This is a genomic window from Mycoplasmopsis alligatoris A21JP2 (assembly GCF_000178375.1).
Lineage (GTDB): Bacteria > Bacillota_I > Bacilli_A > Mycoplasmatales > Metamycoplasmataceae > Mycoplasmopsis > Mycoplasmopsis alligatoris.
This window is the reverse complement of record NZ_ADNC01000022.1, coordinates 22,046-47,808: the sequence shown is the minus strand read 5'-3', so window position 1 is coordinate 47,808 and position 25,763 is coordinate 22,046. Positions and strand designations below refer to the sequence as shown.

Here is a 25,763-nt window from a genome sequence, read left to right as displayed (position 1 = left end):
ATCTTTTGGAACTTCTATATAGAGCAAATCTTTATTTTTCTTTAGTAAAGATTTAAATGATTTTGCACTATATTTTTCTTCTAAAAGTTCAACACCATCAACCAAATTATCATAATTGCTTCAATTTCATGGATTTTGTTTAAATTTTAATACTGGAAAATTTAAATATTCGTTAAATAAAATTTCTTTATCGTTATTATCAAAATTAATACCAATTACTGATGATTTTTTATAATCTAAAAAATTATTTATATAAAAATTAATTTCTTTATTTTTTTCATCAATTAATGAGTTATTTTCAGCATCTAAAATGTCTAAATTAAATTGAACAGAATTATTAATAATTTTGGAATTATTTATTTTAACAATAAAGTCTATTTGACCAGTGTTTAAGGCTAATAAGTAAATTTTTATAAGGTTTTCAATGTATATTTTTTGTTCTTGATTGTTAATTCAACCTATATTTCGTATACTTTCAATATTAATTCAATTAGGATAAAAAGTATTTAAGTAGTTTTTGCTGCTTAAAATATTATCAATAATAATTTGTAAGTCAGGTACAAATAGTTGATTATTATATTTTTTCTTTTTTATATCACTTAAATAAAAGGCATCATTTTGCATTTTACTAAAGTCATAACTAATAAATAAGTCATTTAGATTTATTTTTTCTTTATTTTCCTTGTTCATAGATGAATTAGGATTTAATACTATAGTTTTATTTTTTGTACTAAATACAATTTTTTCATTAATAAATGCTAAATTATCGTATTCTATTTGCTCATTGTTTTCAAACAAATTAAAAACTTGAACATTTTTTGAAATTTCAGTTATTTGTTTACTATTAAAGTTTTTAATAAACTGATTTTTATATTCATAATTAAAAATATTTGAATCACTTAATTTATATTTATTTGCATTAGCAAAATAAACACCAAGTCCTGTACTTGTTGTTATTACTGCTAAAGTGATTCCTGATAAAAGAAGTAATTTAATTTTTTTCATAATATTGTTTAAATTATACAAAATAATATTAAACATATTCATCAACCATAATATGTTTTAAAATCAAAAAGTTTTAAAATTTTTTTCTTATATAATACTTTCATGAACAACTTAAATTTTAAACAAAGATTTTATAAACAAAATATGATGAAGTTTTATAACTCGGTACGAAGCGCTGAAAATTCAAATATGATATTTATTGCACTGTTAGGAAAAATACTGTTTGGTATTGCGATAATGATTTATTTGTTAATAAGTTTTTTCTTAAATATCGCTCCATTTGATAAAACATTATTTAATGATAAGAATATTCTAATGACAAGTATTATTGTTTTAGTAATTATTGAAGTTTTAGGATTAATAGTTTTATATATGTTAAGTCTAAAAATCTATTTTGTTTGAAAATATAAAAAAGAAAAAAATTTATGAGTTTTTTTTGAAGGTTATAAACTGTATCGTAAACTTTCTTTTTTAGATTTTTCTAAACATGATTATGATAAATTATTTAGTGATGAAATTGAACAACAAAGAGTTACTAAAGGAAGTTTAGCACTCAGCGATAGATATGAAATAAATATAGATAAAAAATATAAAAATAATCATAGTTCAAACAATAAAAATGATTGAGAATTTAAAAATAAATAAGTAATTATTTAGTCTAAGTTTACTTATTTACCTATGAACAAGCAAAATAAAACTTACTTACAATTGTAAATAAGTTTATTTTTTTATTTTACTTTACTTTCTTCAAATAACTTAAATTGATATGGATCATAAGCATTTGCTCTATATAATTGAGCTATAACGCTGTATTTATAAGTTTTTAATAAAGGATTTCCATTTGCATTAGATCCGTAATGATCTACGTTTTGATTAGTCATTAAATAAGCAATAGTTCCTACATCAAAATATGCACTATTTATAATCGATCACAATTGACCATTATTGTTAAAAATAGAAGTTCCACTGTTACCTGGTCTATTAAAAACTGGTAAAAATTCGTCTTTATAAAATTCCATGGTTTCGTCATAAACCAACGCTCTTGTATGCATGTAACTATACAATTTACTTTTTGGAAAACCACTATAAAGTGATTCATAGGTTAAGTTTGATTTATGTTTACTTTCATAAAAAGTTTCATATGAAAAATCAAGATTTTTTAAATTCATTCAATTTTCTAATCATGCTGCCATTTCATGTCTAGATGAATTTTTTGCTTCATTAATCATATGTCTTATATCCACAATGCTTATATGAGCATCGATATAGTGATTATTTCTATCTGGCTCGTTTTGTTTGTTAAATCAAAATGTGTTTAGATATAATGTCTCAAGATTATATTGACCTTGATAGAATCTCTCACCATTATATAAATCATTAGATAAATGATTATTGTGCATCAATAAATGCGTTTTTCTCATAAATTTTGTAGGTTGGTTTAACATATCAAACGAATCTCGCGCAACATGTTCATTTGTTATTACATAAAATTTGTAATCATTTTTATCATCATTTAATTTTTTAAACATTGTGAATGTTCCTCCAGATGTTCCTTCTGAACGGAATACTCTTGCTTTTACTTCATTAAATTCTTTAAAATCATAATCATAGTGTAAAATTTCAAGATTTGTTTTATAACCTTGGCTTCATTTATATGGTACATTTTGATTAAAATTAAATTTATTAAATGTTTCATCTGTATAGTTGTTTCTTATAATAAATGGTTGATTTTCCTGAGTAAAAGTTACTTTGTTATAGTCAAAAACATTTGTTTCATAATTTAAAAAATTCTCATTCTTAATATTATTTTTATAACTTAATGCAATTTTAGTAGCATGTGAATCATAATAAATTCCAATATCTTTATTAACTTTTGTTTCATCTATTTCTTCGTTTTCAGAATTAAAGTTGTTAGGATATCCTTTTATAACATCGCTATCATATTTTTGTGTAAATTTTAATTCTTTATTTGTTGGCGTTATTTCAATATGAATTCCATTTTCATTTAATGTAGCTTTAAATGTAAAATCTATTTCAGCTTCTTTTTTAAAACCTTTCCCTTTTGCTTTTAAATTTGAAAATGTTAAACTTTTTTCATTTTTCAACTTACTATAATCTAATATAACATGAGCTCATTTTTCGTTTTTGCTCATAAATTCATTTTTAAAATTCTTTAAGTTATTGTTATAAAATATAGGTAAGTCGAAATGAATAAATCTATCTGAAACATTTGATTTATCATTTTCAAAAATTTCTTTAAAGTGGTCATTTGGAAATAGATACTCAATTTTGGTTTTGTCAATGTTGGTTTTTCAAATACCATTTTTTCAACTAAATTCTAATTTTCTATATCTGCTAAATTCATTTTCAGAATTTTGTATTTTTAATAAATGTTCTGGTAATCCAATTGAGTTTAAAAGATCAAAATTATTTTTATCTGTTGTTTTAATTGAACTATCTTGTTTCATACCAGATACTTTTATTCAAGTAAATGATCGTTCGACATTATCTTTATTTTTATCATTTTTTCTATTTCAATCTTTATCAAATCCTAGTTGTATATAGGCGGATCCGTTTTTGTCATCAGCTTCTTTAACATCAACAACTTTAAATATTTTTAAGTATTCTTTATTTTCAATTTCATATTTTTTGAATTTATAGAGGTTATTTGAATATTTTACTTTTATTAAATCTTTATTACTTAATTTTGACTTTAATTCACTAGGTTTTATTGATGCTAATGCTGATTTATTAATGTATAAACTTTCATGTGTAATTTTATTTAAATCTTCTATTTTAAAAAATTTATCAGCAACTTCATTTTTAAGATTTCTTAATTTTATTTCACCAGTGTGACCCTTTAATTTAGGATTTTTTTTGTTAATAAAACCTAACTTAAAGCTTATTTCATCTGATGCACCTTGTATTTTTAATGATTCATTACTGGTGTATCCCTTTACATCATAAAAAGCAAATAAGTATTCGTTTTTTAATTTTGATAGAGAAACATTATTAATTTTAGCTCCATCAATTTGTATTTTTCATCATAGTTATATGGTTTAATATTATTAGAAACTTCTTTTTCGACTTTTTCTGGACCAGTAAAATCTAAAAAATATCTAAGATTTTTTTCGTTCATGTAAGTAGGATCAAGGTAAGAAAAATCACCTGTTTTTCTTAATTTGAAATTGTAACCGTTGATTTTCTTAGAAAAATCTTCAAGATTTTTATAATCATTTCCTTTTTGATCGGCTTTTTCAGTTGTAAAATATTGGTCATTAAAATCTGAATAATTAGTCGGATCATTAATTTTTTGAAAACCTCCTAACTCATGTTCTTCTGAATAAGTAACTTCATTAGTTTTTAAATCTGTTATTTTAAATTTATATTTAAGTCTTCCATCGTTTATATTTACAGATTGTTCATTTTTTTCAAGTTCAATTTTATAACCATCAACTTGTTCTACGTTAAATATTTCGTTTAGATTAACGTTTTTAGGCGAATAATTAACAGGGACTTTTTTCTTGTAATCTTTTAAATATAAAATTTCATTGTATCTAGATATATGATTGTCTAAAATGTATTTATTTTTTTCTTCATGTGGTAAATTTAAAAATTCTTTACCATTTCAATTGCTACTTGTTACAGTGATTTCCTTAACAACTTTATTGTTTAGGAGCATTTCTAAAATAAGGGTTGCTTTATCACGTGTTGAACTAACTACGTTTTTAATTCTAAATGTAAAATATCTTTTATATAGCGGTTTTATAAGATTTTCATAATTTTTGTTATCAAAAAATTCTGATGCTGAATATAAATTTTTAGTTGTATTTTTAATATCTATATAATGTTCTAATTCTTCTTTTTTTGACTCTTCAGAAATTATATCTTTTATATCATTTTCAAATGTAAAAGACCTTGATATTGTTCCTTTTTCTTTATTTTGTTTATCAATAACTTCTGCATTAAATTCTAATTTATTATTATCTTCAGAACTTGTGTTGATATTTTTTATTTCAAATTCATATTTATCTTCATCATTAAAAGTAAAATAATTATTAAAATTATCTTTTGTTATTGATCCAGAAAAAAGTTTTATATTAAAATTTTTTATTGCAACTTTTGCATCTTCTCTTAAGTTTAAGTTTATTTTCTTTAACTTTTCTTCAGCAATTATTTTATTTACAACTTCTTCAGGTTTATCATCCTTGTCTATTGTTGAATTGTTAGGATTGTTGTTTTCGTTTTCTTTATCGGGACTATTTATTTTATCTATTTGATTATTTGTATCTGTATTTTTTACTAAGTTTGAAGTACAAGAAAGAGTTGTTAAAACACTTAATGCACCCATAGAACATAAAATAGTAATTAATTTCTTTTTTATATTTAGCTTATTTTTCATACTAATATTTTAGCACTTTTCATTTTTTATGAAATAAGCACACGTTTTTTTAAATTTTTTACAAAATTTTTTTCAATTTTCTATATTTTTATTATTTTTTTAATATTTTAGTTGCTATTTATTGCTTTTTAAAGATTAAATTTTAAACATGATTATTAAAAACTTTATTTATGTTTTAATTTTTACTTATTTACCTATGAACAAGCAAAATAAAACTTACTTACAATTGTAAATAAGTTTATTTTTTTACTTTACTTTACTTTCTTCAAATAACTTAAATTGATATGGATCATAAGCATTTGCTCTATATAATTGAGCTATAACGCTGTATTTATAAGTTTTTAATAAAGGATTTCCATTTGCATTAGATCCGTAATGATCTACGTTTGGATTGCTCATTAAGTATGCAACACCTGTAACATCAAAATTAGCACTATTTATAATCGATCATAATTGACCATTATTATTAAATACTGATGTTCCACTATTTCCTGGTCTATTAAAAACTGGTAAAAAGTCATCTTTTGAAAATTGCATAATACTTTCATTTACCCAAGGTCTTGTATGCATATAACTATAAAGTTTTCCTTGAGGAAATCCACTATAAAGTGATTCGTATGTTAAGTGAGATTTACTTTTACTTTCATATAGAGTTTCATATGAAAAATCTAAATCTTTTAAGTTCATTCAGTTTTCTAATCAAGCAGCCATTTCATGTCTAGATGAATTTTTAGCTTCATTAATCATATTTTTAATATCTACTATACTGATATGTACATCTATATAGTGATTATTACGTTTTGGATCGTTTTGTTTATTGTATCAGAATGAAGTTAAACCTAAAGTTTCTAAATTGTATTGTCCTTCATAAAATTTCTCACCATTATATAAATCATTTGTTAAGTGATTATTGTGCATTAATAAGTGACTTCTTTTTAAATATTTAGTTGGTCGATTTAACATATCAAAAGGGTCTTCAACAACATGCTCATTAGTAATTACATAGAATTTATAATCATTTTTATCGTTGTTTAATTTTTTAAACATTGTAAATGTTCCACCAGTTGTTCCTTCTGAACGGAAAACTCTAGCCTTTATATCATTAAATTCTTTAAAGTCATAGTCATCGTGTAATACTTCTAAATTAGTTTTATAACCTTCACTTCATTTATATGGTACATTTTGGTTAAAATTAAATTTATAAATATTTTCATTTGTATATTTATTTCTAGTAACAAAAGGTTGGTTTTCTTGTGTGAATGTTACTTTATCATAGTCAAATATATTTGTTTGATAGTCAATAAAGTTTTCGTTTTTAATATTATTTTTATAACTTAGCGCAATTTTAGTAGCATGTGAATCATAAAAGATTGCTATGTCTTTATTAACTCTTGTTTCGTCAATTTCATCTTCATTTGAATTAAAGTCTTTAGGATAACCGTTAAGAACATCTTTAAATAAATTTTGAGTGAATTTTAGTCCTGGATATGAAGGAATTATTTCAATAAATATTCCATCATCCCTTAATGTAGCTTTTAAGCTAAATTCTGTTGTATTATCTTTTTTATTCCCTTGACCATTAGCCTTTAAATTTGAAATTGTTATAGTTTTTGAAGTTCTTAATTTGTCATAATTAATTGTTGCATAGGCTCATTTATCAGATTTATTTAAAAATTGTAATTCAAATGATTTAAATCCATTATTGAAAAAAATTGGTAAATCTAAATGTATCAATCTTTCAGAAACATTAGAAGAAGTATTTTCAAAAATTTCTTTAAAGTGATCATTAGGTAATAAATATTCAATTTTACTTTTATCTGTATTTGTTTTTCAAATACCATTTTTTCAACTGAATTCTAATTTTCTGTATCTGCTAAATTCGTTTTGTGAATTCTGAAGTTTAAGAAGATTAGAATTAATACCTAAAGATTTTAAAATTTCATAGTTAGAATTAATTTTTAAATCATTTTTATCATTATTTTTTAAACCATTTATTTTTATTCAAGTTGATGATTTTTCTTGTTTATCTTCATCTTTTTTTGTACTTCAGTTTTTATCAAATCCCAATTGTATGTAGGTATTTCCGTTAATTTCTTTTGAAGCAACTATTTTAAAGTCTTCAATATATTTAGATTCTTTTAAATTATATTTTTTGTATTTAAAAAGGTTTTTATCATACTTTACTTTTATAAGATCTTGAGAATTATTTTTACTAATTAATTCTGATACACTAATGTTAGATAATTCTGAATTTTTTATTTCTAAATTATCTAATGTTATTTTGTTTAAATCAACAATTCTAAAATATTTATCAGCAACTTCATTTTTTAAATTAACTAACTTTATTGTGTTAGTATGAGCTTTTATTTTTGGATTCTTTTTATTAATTAAACCAAGCTTAAATGTTAATTCGTCATTTCCGCCTTGAGTTTTATAATTATCTTTTGAAGTGCTTGCTTTAACATCATAAAAGGCAAAAAAGTAATCATTCTGAAGTTTTAAAAGTGACACTCCACTTTCATTAGCACCTTCTATTTGAATGTCTTTATCGTAATTATAAGGTTTAATTTTTTTCTTACCTGTTGCTCCATTTTCGTCCTCAACTTCTATTTCAACTCGTTCAGGCCCTGTAAACCCTAAAAAGTATCTTAAGTTTTTTGAGTTCATAAAGCTTGGATCTAAATATGAAAAGTCACCAGTTTTTCTTAAATTAAAATTATATCCATTGATTTTTTTGACATCTTCTTGGAGCTTTGTGTTGTCTTGATTTTTTTGTTCATCACTTGTTGTTTTAAAATACTCATCATTAAAGTCATCATAATTTGTAGGATCATTTGGTCTAGCAAAACCTCCTAATTCGTGTGGATTAGAATAAGTTACTGTATTAGTTTTAAGATTAGTAATTTTAAATTTGTATTTTAATTTAGCTGCTTCTAGGTTTTCTGAGTTAGACACTTTTTCTATTTCTATTTTATATCCGTCAATTTGTTCAATATTAAAAATATCACTTAGTACAACATCTTTAGGTGAATAATTTATTGGAGCTTTTTTCTTAAAATCTTTTAATGATAAAAGTTCATTATATCTAGCAATATGTTTATCCAATAAATACTTGCTTTTTTTATCATTTGACAAGTTTAAAAATTCTTGACCTTTTCAGTTGCTACTTGTAACACTAAATTCTTTAACTATTTTATCATTTAAAAGCATTTCTAAAACTACGTTTGCCTTGTCCATAGTAGTTTTTGTAACATTTTTAATTCTAAATGTAAAATATCTTCTATGTAATGGTCTAATTAAATTTGTATAATTTTTGTTCTTAAAAAATTCAGTAGCTGCATAAAGATTTTTAGTTGTATCTTTTATTTCTATATAGTGTTCAAACTCTTCTTTTTTAGATTCTTCATTTATAATTTCTTGTATATCGTTTTCAAAACTAAATGAACGCGTAATTTTACCTTTTTCACTTTTTTGTTTATTAAATACGAATACATCAAAATTTAACTTGTTGTTATTATTTGGATCTGTCTTAATATTTTCAATTTCATAATCATACTGATCGGTATTGTTGAAAGTAAAGTAGTTAGAAAAATTATCTTTAGTAATAGAACCAGAGAATAGTTTAATGTTAAAGTTTTTAATAGCTATTTGCGCATCTTGTCTTAAATTTAAACTAATTTGATTAAGTTTTTCGTTATTGATATTGTTTTTGATATTTGAATAAGAATCTGAATTGCTGTCTTTTGAAATATTGTTTGTTGCTTCTTCGTTCTGTTTTGCCTTTGATGAACAAGAAAGCGTTGTTAAAACAGTTAAAGCACTAAGTGTGCTTAAAATTGTTAGTCATTTCTTTTTAATAATAAGTTGCTTTTTCATATTTGTATTTTAGCACTTTTGTTTTTTTACTAAACAATTGAAATTAGAAAATTTAAAGAAAAGTTTAAAAAAATAGACTTTTTTTGCCTAAAATGTATTTTTTAAAAAAATCATGTTTTATTTTTTAAATTAAAAATATAAAAAAACACATTTTTTATTTTTGTGAAAACATTTATATATAGAATAATTTTTTTCTTTTTAATTAAAAAAATATTGAAATGTTTATAAATATATAAAAATTAGTTTTTTTGTTAATAATTTTGCATAGTGTTAAAATTAATTTGGGAATAGATTTCATTCATTCATTTTCTGTTCCCGATATCAATTTTTTAATTTTTTTACTTAATAATCATAGATTATTGCAAATTTTTAGAGTTATTTTATTTATTGTATGTTTCAATATAACGAATTTGTTTCCTTTTTTGCACCTTATAATAAAAATAATAATGAGGCATCACATTGGTGGTGCCTACTTTTTTTGCCTTTTTTAAGGGATATAAAAAGATAGTGACAAGCACTATCCAAAATTTAATTAGTAAATTTTTGCAACTTTTGTAGCAACTCTAATTACGTCTTTGTGTAATTTAAGAGGTTTAACATTAGTTTTAGCTGATTCAGGAAGTACAACTGCAACTAAATCTGTTACTACACGTTTTGATTTTAGTAATTCCATATCAATAGTTGCTAGAATATCTCCAGCTCTAACTCTTTGACCTGTTTTAACTCAAGGAGTAAATCCTTCACCGTTTAGTTTAACAGTATCAAGTCCAATATGTAATAACATTTGTAGCCCATCTTTTGAAGTTAATCCATAAGCGTGTTTTGTATCATAAACCATTGTAACATGTCCGTCAAATGGTGCATAAATTCTTGCTTCTTTTTGGGCTGAGAATTTAACTACAAATCCTTCACCGACCATTTTTTCTGAGAAAACTCCGTCGTTTAATGATTCTAGTGTTTTATATCTACCACAAGCTGGTGCTGTAATAGTAACGCCTTCTTCTTCATTAGCAACAACTTTTGGTTTAGTTACTGGTGCTTCAGGTTTTTTAGCTTCTACTACTGCAGGTGCAGGCACAGGTGCAGGAACAACTTTAGGTTCTTCTTTTGCCACAACAGGCTCAGATACAGGAGCTTTAGTTTCTTCAACTTTAGCTGGTGTAGCTTTTTTGTTTTCAGCTTCTCATTGTGCAATTAATGGACGTTGAGATTTAATTTTAGCGTTTAATTGTTCAGAAACTGGCCCAAAAATTGCTTGAACGTGTTTATTACCTTCGTGTTTAACTCCGGCAGCTCCTGAAGCTTTAAGTGCATTATCATCAACTAATGATCCGTCTTTAACGTCATATCTTAAACGTGATGCACAGTTGTTAAATGCTGTAATGTTATCTAATCCACCATAAGCTTGAACTACTGCTAAAGCTTTAGGATCGATTTTACCTAAGTTTGTAGGTTGTGATTTATCTGAATCTTTTTGTTTTAAGTAATCAGCTTTTGTGAATAATCTTGTGTTTTCTCCACGTCCTGGTGTTTCTAAATTGAATCATTTGATACATAAGTAGAATACAAAGAAGTAAATAGGAGCATAAACTACACCAACAGCAAATGTTCAGTATCAGTTTGTTCCTTTAACCATAGGTATAATTCCATAAATTACTAAGTCTAATAATCCACCTGAAAATGCCATTGGAATATGTACTTGTAATAAGTTTGCTAACATGAATGATACAGCACACATAAATGCGTGGAATCCTCAGAATAATCATGGAGCTAAGAATAAGAAAGTAAATTCAATAGGTTCAGTAACTCCTGTTACCATACATGTTACAGCAGCTGGTACAACAGCACCAATTGCTATTTTTCTGTTTTCTTTTGGAGCAGCTAATATCATAGCTACACCAGCAGCAGGTAATCCAAAGATCATAAATGAGAATTTACCATCTAAGAAACGTCCTACTTTAACACCTAGATCTTGAGCTATAAAATCAAATAAAGGTTTTACAACTTCAGTTCCGTTTAATGTGTATGAGATTTCATTGTGTTTGAATCCAACTAATTTAATTGACATTAAGCTATCACCAGTATATGAGTTAATGTTGCTTGAAACTTCAGAAACTAAATCTTTAAATGATTGTCCTTGTACTAATGTTGGGTTAGCATCAATAAATGTTTTAAGTGCTGAATTTAAATCTCCTCCAGCTTGAGAGTATCATAATGGAGCATAGAAAGCATGGTGTAGACCAAATGGTACTAATGATCTTTCTAAAAATCCAAATATAAATGATTCGAATCCATAAGGAACTTGCCCTAAGTATCCTCCGAATGCATTTAATCCTTTTCCTATTCATGGTCATAATAATAAGAAGATAAATGCTGTAGGAATCATTGCAACTATAGCAATAATTGAAACGAATCTTTTACCTCCAAAGAATGACAAGAATGAAGGCAATTGAATTGTGTGGAATCTGTTGTATAAGTATTGTACGATTAATCCAATTACAATACCTCCAAATGCAGAAGTTTGTAGAGCTTTAAAACCTAATGTTGATCCAACTAAGTTCTTCATTGAAGCAGCATCTCTACCTCCTTGCGCAAATAAGACAACATAACCCTCTAATGTTTGAGCATCATTTGCTCCTTCAACAAATTTACCTAAATTAGCATCGTAAACTTGTTCTCTTAATGGGTTACCAGCAGCGTCTAGTAATGGTTTTCATGATTCTGTTATGAAAACCGATTGTAAAGCTGTAAATGTTAGATAAGCAACAATGGTTGCAAAAACTCCAACACCAGCTTCATCAGTAAAGGCTACTACAAAGGCAGCTGCAAATAATAACGGTAATGCGGCAAATACAGGTTCACCAAGCATTTTTATAAAGTTACCAAAAACTTTTAAACCTTCATTATCACCAGCGTTACTTGCAATAGTAGCACCAACACCTAAAAATAAACCAGCGATTGCCATAATTGAAATAGGCAACATAAATGCACCAGAAACTTTAGAAAGAATTTTTCTTCATTTTCCAGAACCACTGTTATCTTTAGCTTTCTGTTTTTCACTACGCTGTGAAAACTTTTTTGAAAGTGTGTTCATTTTTTCCTTTCGTATATATAGTATTATTGTTGATTTTCAACCTTTTAATTATAATTCACTTTATTTATAAACAATTTAAATATGATAAATAAAATATATATTAATAATATTTTTAAATATTTTAAATATTTTTGAAAATTTTAAAAATACTATTTTTCAAAAGTTTATAAAAAAAGTTTACTTATTCTCCTATATACAAGATACATAAGTAAACTTTAAAAAGTATATCTATACTCAATTTAATATTTTAGTAGCAATCATAAAAACACCAATAATAATAGAAGTTAAACCTAAAAATATAGGTAAATTAAATTTCATTCTTTCTCAGGACGGAATAAAGAGTCCACTTGATTCATAATTATAATTCTTCTTTTTTGGATTATTTTCATGAAAAACTTTTAGTTGTTCTTCTTTATATTTTCTAATTTTTTGTTTTTGTTTTGGATATAACATAAAAATAAATATTCCTAACAATACAAAACAAATCCCAAAAGCTAAAATTAAATATGAAGTAACACTAGAGTTATTTTTTGTAATTTCTTTAGTAGCTTCTAAAAATATTGTCACTTTTTGTTCTAAATTCATGCTAATATTTTACTATAATTTCATTTTTTAATTCTTTAAAGAGTATCGTTAAAATTTTTTAGCACTTTATTGAATTAATTGCTAAAAACAAAAAATTTACTATATAATAACAATATGCAAAAAATCAAAGAAAGTCTAGAAAAAATTTTAAAATTAACAACCGAAATTTATATTGAAGAAATGGAACCAGTTTCATCAAGTCATTTGCTGAACAAACATAACTTAGATTGTTCAAGTGCAAAAATTAGATACTTGATGAACGAACTTGAGACAAAAGGTTTTTTAGAAAAAGCACATATTTCATCAGGACGTATTCCATCTGTTAAAGGTCTACAATATTATTCTGAATATTTAGCTTTAAGTCAGCAAGAAATTTTTACTAAAAAATTAAAAAAAGTTTTTGCTAAAAGAAAATTAGATATAACTGATACTCTTGAGCAAGCTGCTGAATTAATTTCAGATGTAACTGGATTGACTTTAATCACTAGTCGTGACGATTCAAATGAACTTTTAAAATCAATTCAATTAGTTCCAATTTCAAATTATAGTGCTTCAATTATTTTAATATTAAGCAACGGAAGCGTTTTTTCAAAAATCTTAAATATTAAAAATTACCACTATAAATTAGAAGACATCAGAATAGCAATTAGATTGTTTAAAGAAAAATTAGTTAATACAAAGATAACAGAATTATCTCAAAGAGCTGAATTATTAAAACCTCTTTTAGCTAAAAGCGTTTCAAATTATGAAGAGCTATTAGAAAACTTTTCAAGTCAAGTTTTTAATTTTGCATTTAAAAAACAAAACAAAGTTTATGGAAAAAACAACATTATTTTAAGTGAAGGTATTAACCGACAAGATTTAAATAGGATGTTGGACTTAATTGAGAATCATTCAATTTGAGAAATTATTGAAGGAAAAACTCCTGAAGATCAAAATTTAAAAATATCTATTGACAAAAGTGGTTCAATTATGTCAAAAAGATTACCATTTGATGGATCAATTCAAGAAATTAGTGTTGTTACTTCAACAGTTAGTGATTTTGCAAAAATGAGAAGTGCGATTTTATTTTTAGAAGATTTAGTAACAAAGAAGAATGGTAATGTAAATCACGAAATTTCAGATGAAGACTTTCAAGGATTTTTTAGCGTTAATATAAATGATGAAGATGATGAATATTAAATATAAGGAGTTAAAATGGCAAATAAAATTAATGAGCACATTGAAAATCTTAAGCAAAGTAAATTAAAAATAAAATTACATTTAGGTGATACAATTCATGCAAAAATAAAAATTAATATTAATAATCAAGAGTTAGACAAATTTAAAAAACGTTTAATTTTTACAATAGGGCAAGAAGAATTATTTGATGGTTTTGACGAATTAATAATAAATAAAAAAATTCATGGACCTTTAGTTCTTCCTTATAAATTTAGTCCTGAATATCCAGATCAAGATTTAGCAGGAAAAGATGTTACTATTACATTATTAGTAGATAAAATAGAAAAAGAAAATAAAGAATATATTTTTATTAGACCAAAAGTTGTTGAATCTGAAAATATTGAAAAAGAACAAGCGCCAGTTAAAAATGAATATAAAGATAAATATGAAGAATCTTTAAAAGATATTCAAAGATTAAAAGGACAGTTAGAACTTAAAGAAATTGAATTAAAAATAAACATAAATTCACTTCAAGAAAAAGCAAAAACTTTACAAGCAAAAGCAAGTGAAGAACTAAAAAAAGCACTTAGCGAAAATGCAGTAAAAATAGAAAAAGAAAAAGCTGAAATTAAGCAATTTGCTCTACAAAATTTTTTAGAAGATTTTATTATTCCATTTAATAATTTTGAATTGGCAATCAATAGCGCAGCTAATACTGAAAATCAAGCTGTTAAAAATTATGTTGTTGGTTTTAATATGATTAAAAAACAATTTGAATCAATGCTTGAAGATAACAAAATTGAAATTATTAAACCAAATATTAGTGATGAATTTTTACCTGAAGAGCATAATGTAATTGATACTATAAATAATGAAGAATTTATGGATAATGCTATAACTAAGGTTAATATGAATGGATTTAAACTAAATGGAAGAGTTGTAAAACCTGCTCAAGTAACGATAAATAAAAAATAAAAAAATTTAGCACTTTATTAGGTTGATTGCTAAAAATGTGCTAAAATACTATTGTAAATCAAACACAAATCAAGGAGGCTATTATGGCTAAAGAAATTATTTTAGGAATAGATTTAGGTACAACAAACTCAGTTGTAACCGTAATGGAAGAAAAAAACGCTATCGTTTTAGAAAACCCAAATGGGAAAAGAACTACACCATCTGTTGTAAGTTTTAAAAACAATGAAATTATAGTTGGAGAAGTTGCTAAAAGACAAATAGAAACTAACCCAAATACAATTGCATCTATTAAGAGATTAATGGGTACAAGTCAAACTATAAAAGTAAATAAAAAAGAATATAAACCTGAAGAAATAAGTGCAATGATCCTTTCATACATGAAAGATTATGCAGAAAAAAAACTAGGAACTCAAGTTAAAAAAGCAGTTATAACAGTTCCTGCATACTTTGACAATGCTCAACGTGAAGCTACAAAAATAGCTGGAAAAATTGCTGGATTAGAAGTTTTACGTATTATTAACGAACCAACTGCTGCAGCATTAGCATTTGGTTTAGATAAAACTGAAAAAGCAATGAAAGTTTTAGTATATGACCTAGGAGGAGGAACTTTTGACGTTTCAGTTCTAGAATTAGAAAATGGAACTTTTGAAGTACTTTCAACTTCTGGAGACAACCACTTAGGGGGAGATGACTGAGATAATGAAATTGTAAATTGATTAGTATCAGTAATAAAAAGAGATTATAAATTTGATGCTTCAACTGACAAAATGGCAATGGCTCGTTTAAAAGAAACAGCAGAAAAAGCAAAAATTGATTTATCAAGCCAAGCAGTTGCAACAATTAATTTACCATTCTTAGCAGTTACACCTGAAGGCCCAATTAACGTTGAAACTGAATTAAAGCGTAGTGAATTTGAAGCTATGACAAGCGCATTATTAGATAGAACAAGAAAACCTATTGAAGATGCTTTAAAAGAAGCAAAAATTACCGCAAACGACTTGCATGAAGTTCTTTTAGTTGGTGGATCAACAAGAATGCCAGCGGTTCAAGATATGGTTAAACGTACATTAGGTAAAGAACCAAATAGATCAATTAACCCTGATGAAGTTGTTTCAATAGGTGCAGCAATTCAAGGTTCAGTTCTAGCTGGAGATATTGATGATATTTTATTATTAGATGTTACACCATTAACTTTAGGAATAGAAACAATGGGAGGAATTGCTACACCATTAATTGAAAGAAATACAACAATACCTGTTACAAAAAGTCAATTATTCTCAACAGCTGCTGATAATCAAGCAGAAGTTACAATTAGAGTTGTACAAGGTGAAAGAAAAATGGCTAATGATAATAAATTATTAGGACAATTTAACTTAAGTGGTATTGAAGCAGCACCTAGAGGTGTTCCTCAAATTGAAGTTAGTTTTTCAATCGATGTTAATGGTATTACAAAAGTTACAGCTAAAGATAAAAAGACAAATAAAGAACAAACTATTACAATTCAAAATTCAACAAAATTAAGCGAAGATGAAATCAATAGAATGGTTAAAGAAGCTGAAGAAAACAAAGAAGCCGATGCTAAACGTAAAGAAGAAGCAGAAGTTATTGTCAGAGCAGAATCATTAATAGATCAAATCAAAAAAACAATGTTAGAACAAGGTGAAAAATTAGACGAAAAATCAAAACAAGAAAGTCAAAAAATGATTGACGAGTTAAATGAACTAATTGCTAAAAAAGACATTGAAGCTTTAAAAGTAAAATTAGAACAATATGAAAACTTAATGCGTGATTTTGCTAACTATACAGCACAACAAAATGCATCTACAGAACAACCACAAGCTCAAGAAAGTACACAAGAAGAACATAAAGAACAAGCAATGGAAGCTGAAGTTGTAGAAGAAGATAGTAAAAAATAATACAAAAATAAAGCCAATTGGCTTTTTTTGTTTACTTTTACGTTTTATTACTCAATATTTATATGAAAAATAAAACATAGTATATAATGTTAACATTATTATGAAAACAATAAATGAAAATATTAAAAAAATAAGAAAAGTTATTATTCCTTGTGCCGGTTGAGGAACAAGGTTTTTACCAATGACAAAAACCGTTCACAAAGAACTTGTACCAATTTTAAATAAACCAGCTATTGATTATTTAGTTGAAGAAGCGATTCAATCAGGCGCTGAAGAAATTATTTTAGTTATAAGTCAAAGAAAGCTAGAACTTGTAGATTATTTTAACGTTAATGACGCTCTAGAAAAAGAATTAAAATTAAAAAATAAGAAAAAATTACTAGAAGTTGTTAAAAAAACAAACAGAAATCAATATATAAAATTTGTCATTCAAGAAACCCAAAAAGGCTTGGGTGATGCAATATTAGTTTGTAAAGACATAATAGGCAATGAACCTTTTGGAATTATTTTAGGAGATGATTTAGTAAAAGTAAGTGATGGAACAAAACCTGCAATAAAACAACTTATGGAAGCTTATGAATCATTAAATGGAGCTAACATTGTCGGTGTTCAAAAAGTTTTATGAAACAAAGTTAACAAATACGGAATAGTAACTCCTAAGAATAGAGATGAACGAGCTAATAAAACTTTTGAAATAATAGGAGCGATTGAAAAACCTGAAAAAGAAGATGCACCATCAAGCAGAGCAATTTTAGGAAGATATGTATTTAATCCAGAAATTTTCAATATTCTTGAAAAAACTGCTCCAGGAGTAGGACAAGAAGTTCAACTTGTTGATAGTTTTGATGAACTAATGCAAACACAAAAAATCTTTGCTTTTGCCTTTACTGGTACAAGATATGACTTAGGTGGAGTTGAAGGTTTTATTAAAGCAAATATTGATTATGCACTTTGTGAAGATTCACTAAACGAAGAAATAAGTGCATTTATAAAAAGCAAATGTAAAAAAAATAAATAGAGATATTATGAACAATCCTGAATTTAAACTATGTAGCATTTTAATTCCTGCTTATAATTCACAAGAATATATTATCAAGGCATTAGAGTCTGTTACAAAAATAAAAAATTATGATCAATTTATAAATATTCATGTTGTTAATGATGCTTCAAATGACACAACTGAGCAATTGGTTAATGATTATGCAAAAATCCATAAAAATATTTATTTGTATAATAAAAAATTAAACGGAAATTGAGGTTCTGTAATTAACTATGCTAAAAATAATCAAATTTTTAATTCAAAATACATGATGATTTTAGATAGCGATGATTTAATACATAATAACTTTTTAAACGTTTTAATTAAAAAAATAGATAAGGATAACCTTGATTTTGTTTTAACAAAAACAACAGTTATTTTTAATAAAATCAAAGTTATTATAAATCCTAAAATGTTTATTAAATACCATAATCAAAAAATTGCACCAGTTTTAATACCGTGTTCAATAGTTTTTAAAACTCATCTTTTTTACCAAGCTGATGATTTAATAGAAAATGTTTCATATCAAGATTATCCTTTATTTTTAGACTTACTAAGTAAAGCTAAAAAATTTAAAGTAATTAATAGAATCACTGCTACTTATTGGTTTACAAGACCTTTTAATACAATGTCATCAGGATGAACTAAAAAAAGATTAAAAAGTGAAGAATGTGCCTTTAGTGCACTTAAAAAAATAAATAGTTCTGAATTTTTTATTTTTAAATTTTTACTTCCAAAATTTGTTAAAGGTTTATATCTTACGAACACAAAAGTTTATTTAAGCGAAACTAAAATAAACTATTTACTACAAAATGTCTCATCATTTGCAAAATTTCTTTTAAAAATAAATATTAATAAAGCAATAAAGAATAAAAATTTATTTTTAATTAAAGAAGAAAATAGTGATCGTTTTGAATTAATAGAAAATATTAAAGGAGAAAAATGGAATTAAAATTAGCATTTTATATCTTTTTTTGAGCAACAATTGGTATAGGATTATTTTTCTTTTTACTATATTCTTTGGAATGAAAATACTTTTTTAATAGCAGAAAAAAGAAAAATATTTTAGCTGATTATCAACCTAAAAAGTTACGTCGCTTTGCTATTGTTATCCCTGCAAGAAATGAAAGCATAACCCTTAAAAAATTAATTGAATCTATACAAAAACAAAACTATTTAGGAACAATCGATATTTATTTAGTAGCAGATAATTGTACAGATAATAGACAAACATATAATATTGGTAAAGAAGCTGGAATAAATGTTTTAGAAAGATTTAATAATGTTCAAAAAGGTGGTAATTTTGCTATTCAACATGCTTTAAGGTATATAAGGGATAATAATTGATTAGAAAATTATGATTGTTTTTGTTCGTTTGATGCTGATAATTTATTAGATAAAAATTGAGTTAGTGAAATTAATAAAGCATATGATTATTATGGAAGTGATGTTGTTACTTCATATCGAAACTCTAAAAACTATGCTGATAATTGAATATCTAGCGCTTATTCAATACAATTTTTAAAAGAATCAACAGTTCATAATAAAGGTCGTTCATCTAAACAACATAGTGCATATATAAATGGAACAGGATTTTCTTTTACTAAAGAAGTTTTAGAACAAACTAAATGATGAGATTTTAATTCATTAAGTCATGACATAGAATTTACCCAGTGAATTTTATTAAACAAAAAAAAATGTAATTATTCAGAAGATGCTATTTTTTACGATGAACAACCAATAAAGTTTAAGGATTCTTGAAAGCAACGAATGCGTTGATCAGTAGGGTTTAAACAAGTTTGAAATCTTTATAAAAAATCACTTGTAAAGATGATGTTTAAGCCTAAGCTCAAGCACTTTCCGGTAATGATGAATATATTAACTTTATTTCCCGGTATTTATACTTTTATTATAAACATATTGTTTTACGTAATAACGTCAGTTTTAATGTTTCTAAATTATTATTATAATTATTTAACAGATACTAGTGCGTTTGCTGCTTTTAATTTAACACAAGTAATAATTTATATTACAACTACTCCGTTTTTTATTCTCTTAACAATTTATTTAAATTTATTTATTCAAGGTATTATTATTTTAAAAAGAAATTCAAAAAGAATAAACGCTACTAAATGACAAAAATGTAAATCGTTATTTACATATCCATTGTTTATGATTACTTATATTCCAATAACTTTTATAGCTTTATTTAAAAAATCATATTCAACTGCGCCTATAGCTAGAAAACAATAAAAAAGCTTCCAAACGAAGCTTTTTTTATACTGCTTTAAATTTTCTTGTTAGAGAATTAAATAATTCTATTGCTTCTTCAATTGTTTTATCCATATCAAAATATTTATATTGTGCTAACCTTCCCAAAAGAAACATGTTTTTATATTCGACAATTTCTTCTTTGTATAAATTATATAATTTAATATTATTATCCTGGTTTATAGGGTAATATGGAACATTTCATTTTGGATCTAGATGATTATATTGACCTGGATACTCATGAGAAATTAATGTTTTGGTATGTTTTTGCAAAGTCATTTTTTTATACTCAACAGTTCTTGTTATTGACTTATGAAGAGGTTTATTGATAATTGTATAGTTTTGATAATTGGATTTATCAAATTCAAGAAATTTAAAATTAAGTGATCTGTAAGGTAAATAACCATGTTTAAACTTAAGTAAGTTTTCTATTTGACCAGTATAAATTATTTTGTTATTGCAAGGAACTTTATCTCAATAAATGGTATTATTTTTTAACTCTAGATTTTGCATTGCATCAAAATTTAAATGTAATTTAATATTTGGATGATCTAGCATTTTTTCAAGCATTTTAGTATAACCTTGTTCAGGCAGTCCTTGTAAGATTGCTCCTGGAAAATAATTGTGTTGTTCATTTAATAAAATTTTTACTCTATTTAAAACATCTTTATCAATTTTATCAATTTTAATGTTTCACATTTTTGAAGTGTATGAAGCATAAACATTTTGATAAATTCAATCTACTATTTTTTTTGTTTCTTTATCTTTTATTCTTGATTTTAAATCATATATTGAAACCTCTTGGCTGTTAGGAAATTCTTTTAAAATTTGGTTAATTATTCTTTCATATTTATTAGGTACTATTTGTTTAATACTTGTAAATGAAATTGGTAAATTAATAAATTTATTTCTTATTTTTGCTACTGGTTTATTAACATAAGAATTAAATTTTGCAAATTTTTGAACGAATTTTGCCACTTCTAAATTTTTAGTATGAAATATATGAGGACCATATAAATGATACAAAATACCTGATTTACTCTCTAAATCATAGCAATTACCACCTATGTGATTTTTCTTTTCATATATATCAACTTCATAACCTTCATTAGCAAATAAATTAGCTATACTACATCCTGCAATTCCAGTTCCTATTATTTTAATTTTCATATTACCTCTTTAAATATTTTAGATTTATTATACTAATTTTTTTTGAATATTTATTGCTTTTTTTACTATGTTAAAGACTAATAAAGAAAAAATCGCAATAGTAAATTGCGATTTTTAAAGAATTATTTTTTAAGTTTAAATGTTATATAACTAGTTTTTTGACCATCTTCTGATTGGAAAATTATTGTTCTTTTTCCATTGAATTCTGGTAGGGTGGTTATTGAGACATTATTTGAATTGTCTTGTACATATAATTCAAATTTATTTGAATCTAATTCAATTTCTTTTTCTAAATCTGAATAATTTAAATCTTCACCATTAAGTAAAATTCTTTCAGGTAAAACTGTGTTGTTTAATTTTAGTGATGTTTCAGATCTTAAAATTTCAACTTCAGTTAAAGCAGTAGCATGGAAATGACTTTGATTTGCTACATTACCTTTTTTACCTTTTATTACTAATTTCATGTGTAAAATGTTAATTGGATCAAAATCTAAAATAACTGGAATTAAACGAGGTTTGTTTTGACTTGTTGGACTTTCTATTGTTTTTTTAACATTAACTTTTACTCATTTGGCATTTTCGACCGTTCCATTTGTTACATAATATAATTCCAAGTCATCAGGCATAATTGCTGATCAAGAGTCTTCATATACATATATTTTAACTCTTCTAACAGAAGCATTTGTTGCAAAGGCAAATGTTAATTCTGCATCTTGCTTTTTGTCTTGTGCATTTTTATAATTACTTCACATTGTTGCATTATCTCCACCAGAAACGACTTGATAATTTTCTGTACCATCTATAATAGCAGCTAAATTATCAGAATGTTTGTTAGAATCGATATTTTGAGTTAATCTTGCTCCACGAGCTATGTTTTCGCCAATGCCTTCAACCTTTTGGAAAATTCTAACTAAGGCTTGTACTGGGTATTCTTTATTAAATGCTTTAACAATTCCATTAACTTGATATGTTGCTGGTTTAGAAGTGTTTATTTTGTCTAGTTCTACTCATTGAACAGGAAATTCAATGTTAATGATTTGTCCATCAGGACCAATAACTGGTCTGGTTTTTGGTAAATTAATCTTATCATTTACTAAAACCGCTGTGCTATAGTTCATTGCGGCCACTGGTGTAGAAATAACGTTTATATTCGTGCTAACGGTTGCTTTAGTTTGTTTTGTTGTTCCTTTGATTGAAAATGTAGAATTTTCTTTTTCTAAAAGTTTAATGTCGTATTTGTCTCATACAACTTCATCTTCGATGGATTTACCATCATTTGTTTTTACTAAAACACTTTTTTCTAGTTCTAGTTTATTACCTTTTGAATAGTAATAATTCTTTTTCATTGTTACTGATTTAATATTTTGTTTTTGATTTGAAATTGTTTCTAAATCAATTTTTACTGTTTCTAAACCTTCTCCAGAAATAGTCACTACACTTTTTCCAGGCTCATTTGTTGCTCTTAAAATTGCTAATAATTTTCCGCTAAAGGCGTTTCTTTTGCCTGAGTTATATGGTTCATGGTCAAATTGTAAACCATTATCCATAGCAGCTAATTCTGCTCCTTTTCCTTCCACCTTTACAGATATATTATTAGCAGCATTTGCAACTTCTCGACCTTGTTCATCAACAATTGTCATTTCGATATAACTTAAATCCTGGTTGTTTGCATTTAATTTATTTTTTGTTACTTTCGTGATAATTTTTTTAGCCACTCCAAAGTCTTCGATAACTTTTCTTCCATCTGTTTCGGTGATTTCTTTATTGTTTTTATCGTAAGCTTTTGCTATGATTTTTCCTTTAAAGAATGGCACTTTAAAAGTGAAAAATAAATTTTCATAACTTTTTGAACTTTTATCATTTCCTGTGTAGTATCTCAACTTATATCCAAGTGGTGTTGTTGTTTCTGTAAATTCTTTAGAACCTAATTCAGTTTCAGTTCCATTTTCTACCTTAAATAATTTAACTTTATGAGCATTTGTGTAAACCACTACATCAACTTCATTATTATTTCCTTTAGTTATCATTTCTTCTTTTCATGCTGGTAATAAATGCAATGTTGTTTTATCATCTATTCATTGTGAACGGTAGAAATAGTAACGATCTTTAGGAAATCCAGCAGTATCAATAATTCCAAAATATGAACTTTTTGGAGGAGTTTTATCAGAAATATTTGCACGACCTAGTTCGTTTCAAGGAGTAGGTTCACCTAAATAGTCAAATCCGGTTCAGATCATTTCTCCAGCTGCATAATCGGTTTTTAAAACATATTCTCATGATTGTGCTGAAGTATCTCCTCAGCTAACTCTTGATTTATCATAAGATGTTAAATATTTTGAAGATGTTCTTGCATCTGAGTAGTTACCTTGATACTTTTCGTTATAAATTCCACGACTATTAACTGCACTAGCTGATTCTGAAGCATAAATTTTTCAATCTGGATATTTTGCTCTATCTCTTACAAAAAAGCCATCAGTTGGATAGTTATATCCTACAACTCCACCTAGTTTATGTAATTCATTAACTAATTCATATGAAAGAGCTCATGGACTGTGTCTTAAATGGTTTTCACCAATTGTTGCTGGTCTAGTTGGGTCAGTTTTTGTCATTCAACCAACCATTTCTTTTAGAATTGATGGATATTTTGTATTGTCCCCACCAGTTCCTTCCATTAGTTCATTACCAACTGATCACATAATAGCAGCAGGTGAATTAATACCTCTTTTAATCATTGTAGTCATGTCCATTTCAGCTCATGTCATTTTGTCAGATGTTTTTCCAATGATTTTGTTTTCTGATCCGATTTCTTTTCTAAATGCCGTTGAATAGTCAAATTTATTTCCATTTTTAGGCAGAATTCATGTATCAAAAGCTTCATCAATAATTAAAATTCCTTTTTTATTAGCTAAATCAATTAATATATCGCTAGCAGGATTATGAGTAACTCTAATAGTGTTTGTTCCCATAGCTTTTAATTTATCAATTTGTCTTGCAGTAGCATCAATATAAGCTCTAGCACCTAATGAACCTTGATCGTGGTGCATTGAAACTCCTTTAAGTTTCATGTTTTTACCATTTAAACTAAACCCTTGATCTTTGTCAAATTTAAAATATCTAAATCCGTAATCTGTAAATTTTGTATCTACTACTTTATTGTTGATTAAAACTTCTGTTTTTATTTTGTATAAATATGGGTTATCGACACTTCACAATTTTGGTTTATTTATGCTTAATTTTGAAGTAATAGTATTAGAATTTGTTGCATCTATACTTACAGCTTCACTTGAAATGTTTGCAACTTCTTTTCCGGTGTCATCTAGCAATGTTTGTTTTACAATTGCTTTTTTTGTTTCATTAGAAGAATTGTTTAAGGTTGTAAAAACACTTAATTCCACATTTCCATCTTTTTGCTCTTCCAGTTTTGTGCTACGAGCAATTATTCCATATTTACCTATATGCAAGTCATTTAAAATAGATAAAGTTACATGTCTATAAATTCCAGAACCAGAATATCAACGTGAAGAAGGAAATTCATGATTAACTTTAATAGCTATGACGTTTTGTGCACCATAATTTAAGTAGTCACTCAAATCAAAAGCAAATGGTGTATATCCATAAGGGTGTTCACCTATTTTTTTATCATTGATGTATATTTCAGCATTGTTATAAACTCCACCAAAATTTATTACAACTCTTTTATTTTTAAGTTCAGCAGGTATAGTAAAGTCTTTCCTATATCAACCTACTCCTCCTAGTTTAAAACCACTTTCAGCTTCACCTTTGCTTGTTTCATATGGTAAATTTAAACTAAAATCATGAGGTAAGTTTACGTTTTCTCAATCAGAGTCATCAAAATTTTTCTTTTGAGCGTTAGTTTTTTCTCCATAATTAAATTTTCAGTTATCTACAAACTCTACTTCTCTTTTAGTAAAGTCTAAATTTTCGTAGAGAATTTCTTCTCTTTTACTTAAAGCATTAGTGCTTGTATCGTTTTTATTAACTGTTGTATCATTATTATTTTGAACTTCAGTTTTTTTATTGCAAGCTATTGCTAAAGCACTTAAAGAAAGTCCAAAAATACTAAATATTGACAAAATAATTTTCTTTTTCATATTCCACCTTTTAATGAACGAAAAGTTCATAACATAATTTTATTTTTAATTATTTGTAATTTTGAACCATATTATTTAGAGTATTAAAAATATATTAGTGTTTTTTTACTTATTTAACTAGCACATAGCAAAATAGGTAAAATTTTTAGAATTACTA

General features: G+C 25.7%; 15 protein-coding genes. 7 read left to right on the top strand and 8 right to left on the bottom strand.

Going from position 1 to position 25,763, the window contains the following annotated elements; genetic code table 4:
- On the bottom strand, positions 1 to 1,005 hold a 1,005-nt coding region (locus tag MALL_RS02455; RefSeq protein WP_040545559.1), incomplete at its 3' end, for an MAG3240 family lipoprotein.
- Positions 1,006 to 1,107: 102 nt separating this feature from the next.
- On the opposite strand from MALL_RS02455, the gene MALL_RS02450 reads away from it, so the two are divergent.
- Entirely contained in the window at positions 1,108 to 1,650 is a 543-nt protein-coding gene (locus MALL_RS02450; protein WP_156785625.1) for a hypothetical protein, read from the top strand.
- Between the two features lie 83 nt (positions 1,651 to 1,733).
- Here MALL_RS02450 and MALL_RS02445 read toward each other — a convergent pair whose 3' ends face one another.
- The 5 genes from MALL_RS02445 to MALL_RS02425 form a co-directional block, all read right to left on the bottom strand.
- Complete coding sequence (locus tag MALL_RS02445) at positions 1,734 to 3,473, bottom strand: hypothetical protein (protein WP_005683659.1); 1,740 nt, start codon at positions 3,471 to 3,473, stop codon at positions 1,734 to 1,736.
- Positions 3,474 to 3,994: 521 nt separating this feature from the next.
- Positions 3,995 to 5,407, bottom strand: a complete 1,413-nt coding sequence (locus MALL_RS02440) for a hypothetical protein (protein ID WP_005683626.1) — start codon at positions 5,405 to 5,407, stop codon at positions 3,995 to 3,997.
- 246 nt (positions 5,408 to 5,653) lie between these two features.
- Positions 5,654 to 9,283, bottom strand: a complete 3,630-nt coding sequence (locus tag MALL_RS02435) for an MGA_1079 family surface serine endopeptidase (RefSeq protein ID WP_005683648.1) — start codon at positions 9,281 to 9,283, stop codon at positions 5,654 to 5,656.
- Between the two features lie 532 nt (positions 9,284 to 9,815).
- Positions 9,816 to 12,377: a PTS transporter subunit IIABC gene (locus tag MALL_RS02430; protein WP_005683649.1), complete on the bottom strand. Its 2,562-nt coding sequence runs from the start codon at positions 12,375 to 12,377 to the stop codon at positions 9,816 to 9,818.
- A gap of 228 nt (positions 12,378 to 12,605) precedes the next feature.
- Positions 12,606 to 12,962: a heme exporter protein CcmD gene (locus MALL_RS02425; protein ID WP_005683627.1), complete on the bottom strand. Its 357-nt coding sequence runs from the start codon at positions 12,960 to 12,962 to the stop codon at positions 12,606 to 12,608.
- Positions 12,963 to 13,076: 114 nt separating this feature from the next.
- Here MALL_RS02425 and MALL_RS02420 point away from each other — a divergent pair, with 114 nt between their 5' ends.
- From MALL_RS02420 to MALL_RS02395, 6 genes are all read left to right on the top strand, one after another.
- Complete coding sequence (locus MALL_RS02420) at positions 13,077 to 14,144, top strand: heat-inducible transcriptional repressor HrcA (protein WP_005683636.1); 1,068 nt, start codon at positions 13,077 to 13,079, stop codon at positions 14,142 to 14,144.
- A 15-nt stretch (positions 14,145 to 14,159) separates the two neighbouring features.
- Complete coding sequence (grpE, locus tag MALL_RS02415) at positions 14,160 to 15,098, top strand: nucleotide exchange factor GrpE (protein ID WP_005683644.1); 939 nt, start codon at positions 14,160 to 14,162, stop codon at positions 15,096 to 15,098.
- A gap of 83 nt (positions 15,099 to 15,181) precedes the next feature.
- Positions 15,182 to 17,014: a molecular chaperone DnaK gene (gene dnaK / locus MALL_RS02410; RefSeq protein ID WP_005683621.1), complete on the top strand. Its 1,833-nt coding sequence runs from the start codon at positions 15,182 to 15,184 to the stop codon at positions 17,012 to 17,014.
- Between the two features lie 100 nt (positions 17,015 to 17,114).
- On the top strand, positions 17,115 to 18,032 hold the full coding sequence (locus MALL_RS02405) for a UTP--glucose-1-phosphate uridylyltransferase (RefSeq protein ID WP_005683645.1): 918 nt from the start codon (positions 17,115 to 17,117) through the stop codon (positions 18,030 to 18,032).
- 7 nt (positions 18,033 to 18,039) lie between these two features.
- Positions 18,040 to 19,005: a glycosyltransferase family 2 protein gene (locus tag MALL_RS02400; RefSeq protein ID WP_005683658.1), complete on the top strand. Its 966-nt coding sequence runs from the start codon at positions 18,040 to 18,042 to the stop codon at positions 19,003 to 19,005.
- The gene (locus MALL_RS02395; protein ID WP_005683654.1) at positions 18,996 to 20,306 is read left to right on the top strand and encodes a glycosyltransferase family 2 protein; all 1,311 of its coding nucleotides are present in this window, start codon (positions 18,996 to 18,998) and stop codon (positions 20,304 to 20,306) included. Before MALL_RS02400 ends, MALL_RS02395 begins: the two co-directional genes overlap by 10 nt.
- Positions 20,307 to 20,330: 24 nt before the next feature.
- Here MALL_RS02395 and glf read toward each other — a convergent pair whose 3' ends face one another.
- A complete protein-coding gene (glf, locus tag MALL_RS02390; protein WP_005683646.1) occupies positions 20,331 to 21,494 on the bottom strand; it encodes a UDP-galactopyranose mutase in 1,164 nt (387 codons plus the stop codon).
- Between the two features lie 122 nt (positions 21,495 to 21,616).
- A complete protein-coding gene (locus tag MALL_RS02385; protein WP_005683630.1) occupies positions 21,617 to 25,606 on the bottom strand; it encodes a sugar-binding domain-containing protein in 3,990 nt (1,329 codons plus the stop codon).
- Positions 25,607 to 25,763 lie beyond the last annotated feature (157 nt).